Source organism: Methylobacterium sp. EM32 (assembly GCF_040593685.1).
Lineage (GTDB): Bacteria > Pseudomonadota > Alphaproteobacteria > Rhizobiales > Beijerinckiaceae > Methylobacterium.
Genome location: NZ_JBEXZS010000174.1, coordinates 1 through 2,151, shown reverse-complemented (window position 1 = coordinate 2,151; position 2,151 = coordinate 1). Strand labels below are relative to the sequence as shown.

The following is a 2,151-nucleotide window of genomic DNA, read 5'->3' as shown; positions in this document are numbered from 1 at the left end:
CCCCTTGTGGGGAGGGGCTAGGGGTGGGGGTGGTGCCGCGTAGAGCACCGAGCCTCATCCGGCACCACCCCCACCTCCAACTCCTCCCCACAAGCTTGAGCGATCTCGGGCGAGCCCGAGATCGCCTGGGGAGGAGAGGCGCGCTTTCTTCGAGAGGAAACGCCGCTCAAACCGCGTTGTGTGAAAACGCTAGCCCGCAGGGGGGGGAGGGTTCGCGCGTGGCATACGTCGCGGTACTTTTTTAGAGAGAAGAAGGCAGTCCGTTCAGCTCACCCGCGCCCCAGCCCGGCCCGCCTTCAGCGCCCCCATCAGGAACCCGATCATCGCGTCGAGCGCCGGCACGAAATCCTCTGGGCACTGCACCACCAGCACCGGGTGGCAGAACCGCACGATCGCCGTGTGGACGCAGCGCGCCGCCACCGCCGGGTCCTCGACCGCGAACTCGCCCCGTGCCGCACCGTCGGCGATGACGCGTTCCAGCACGGCGGTGATCCGGTCGACATGGTGGCGGCAGACGTCCCAGCTCTCGGACATCGCCGCCTCGATCATCTCGTGCATGCGCGGATGGCCGGTGAAGCGGCCGACGGCGTCGCGGTGCAGGAAGACGATGATCTCGCGCAGGCGGGCCTCGGCGGGGAGGCCGGGCCGGTCGGCCAGCGTCGCGATCCGCGCCTCGACCTCGCCGATCAGGCGGGCGACCACCGCCTCGTTGATCGCCTTCTTCGAGTCGAAGAACCGATACACGTTGGCCGGGCTCATCCGCAGCGTCTTGGCGATGTCGGCCACCGTGGTCTTCTGGTAGCCGATCTCACGAAAGAAGCGCTCCGCCGTCGCCAGGATGCGGCAGCGGGTATCGGGCACCGTTTCCTCGACCGGAGAGGATGCGGACAGGGCAGGGATCATCCGCGAAGCCTATCGTGCCGATCATAGGTGGGTCAAAAGGCACCGGCGACCTTCGCGCGAGGTGTGGCATCTCTGCGTCACCCCGTGCCGCTCCGTCAGGAGCCGAACTGCGATCCCAGCCGCTCCAGATACTCGGCGAGATCGACGCCGCCGACCTTCTTGCCGTAGTCGAACCGCATCCCGGGCCGGATCGCCACGCTCTCGCGGGGGGTCGTCAGCGTGACCGGCCGGGTGCAGACCCAGGCTCCGTCGCGGCGATGCTCGAAACAGTTCAGAATCTCGTGCCCGCCCATCTTCGTCCTCCCGGTCAATCCTGCCGGACAACGTGACAGTCGGGCGGAAGTTCACGGGAAGTTGCGCCCGATGACGCTACTTCGCGCAAGCTTGACCATGCGCGGGCGCTTGCGCCGCTCCGAAGCCCGGGGAACACTCGGGCGAGTTCCGTCGAGGGAGGCACTCCGATGCCGGTCGTCCGCCGCGAGGCCCTTTGTCTGATCGCCGGGGCGCTCGCCCTGCCGGCCCGGGCCGCGCCGCTCCAGAGCGGTGCCACCGCCTCCGCCTTCCGCTTTGCGAAGCCGGAGGGCGGCAGCCTGGCGCTGGCCGAGCATGCCGGCAAGCCGATCCTGGTGGTCAACACCGCCACCGCCTGCGGCTACGCCCCGCAATTCGCCGGCCTGCAGCAGCTCTGGACCCGGTTCGGCCCGCGCGGGCTGACGGTGATCGCGGTGCCGTCACCGGATTTCGGGCACCAGGAACCCCTCGACGGGATGGCGATCGCCGAGGCCGCGCGCAAGAACCACGGCGTCACCTTCCCGGTGGTCGCCAAGACCAGCGTGACCGGGCCGCAGGCGCATCCGTTCTACCGCTGGGCCGCCGCCTTCGCGACGCCGGTCGAGCCGACCGATCCGCGGGTGATCGCGGCGATCGTCAGGGAGCTGGACGCGGCGGGATAATGCAACTTGCTCGATCAAAGCGACAGCAGGCGCTTCGTCCCTCCCGCAACCTCATCCTGAGGTGTCAGTCGATCTTGATCGACTGACCTCGAAGGAGGCGTCCAGTGATCGCAGAGGCCTCTGGAGGCCTCCTTCGAGGCCGCTGCGCGGCACCTCAGGATGAGGTCGTGGGTGGGACGTAACGGTAGGCTCGGTATGCTAGAGCATTTTCCGACCAAGTGGCCGCCGGTTGGGCGAAGAAAATGCGGCAAAATCAAAGACCTAGAGAGCTTCGCGAGTAACCGGGGCAAATTTG

Annotated in this window: 3 protein-coding genes; 1 reads left to right on the top strand and 2 read right to left on the bottom strand. The window is 67.9% G+C overall.

Translation table 11 applies throughout. The features are described 5' to 3' along the window. Positions 1-264: 264 nt before the first annotated feature. Both ABZT49_RS22995 and ABZT49_RS22990 read right to left on the bottom strand, forming a co-directional pair. Positions 265-903, bottom strand: coding sequence for a TetR/AcrR family transcriptional regulator (locus tag ABZT49_RS22995; RefSeq protein ID WP_355289297.1), 639 nt, complete (start codon positions 901-903; stop codon positions 265-267). A 95-nt stretch (positions 904-998) separates the two neighbouring features. Further along, complete coding sequence (locus ABZT49_RS22990; protein WP_355289295.1) at positions 999-1,196, bottom strand: hypothetical protein; 198 nt, start codon at positions 1,194-1,196, stop codon at positions 999-1,001. A 168-nt stretch (positions 1,197-1,364) separates the two neighbouring features. On the opposite strand from ABZT49_RS22990, the gene ABZT49_RS22985 reads away from it, so the two are divergent. After that, positions 1,365-1,856: a glutathione peroxidase gene (locus tag ABZT49_RS22985; RefSeq protein ID WP_355289293.1), complete on the top strand. Its 492-nt coding sequence runs from the start codon at positions 1,365-1,367 to the stop codon at positions 1,854-1,856. Positions 1,857-2,151 lie beyond the last annotated feature (295 nt).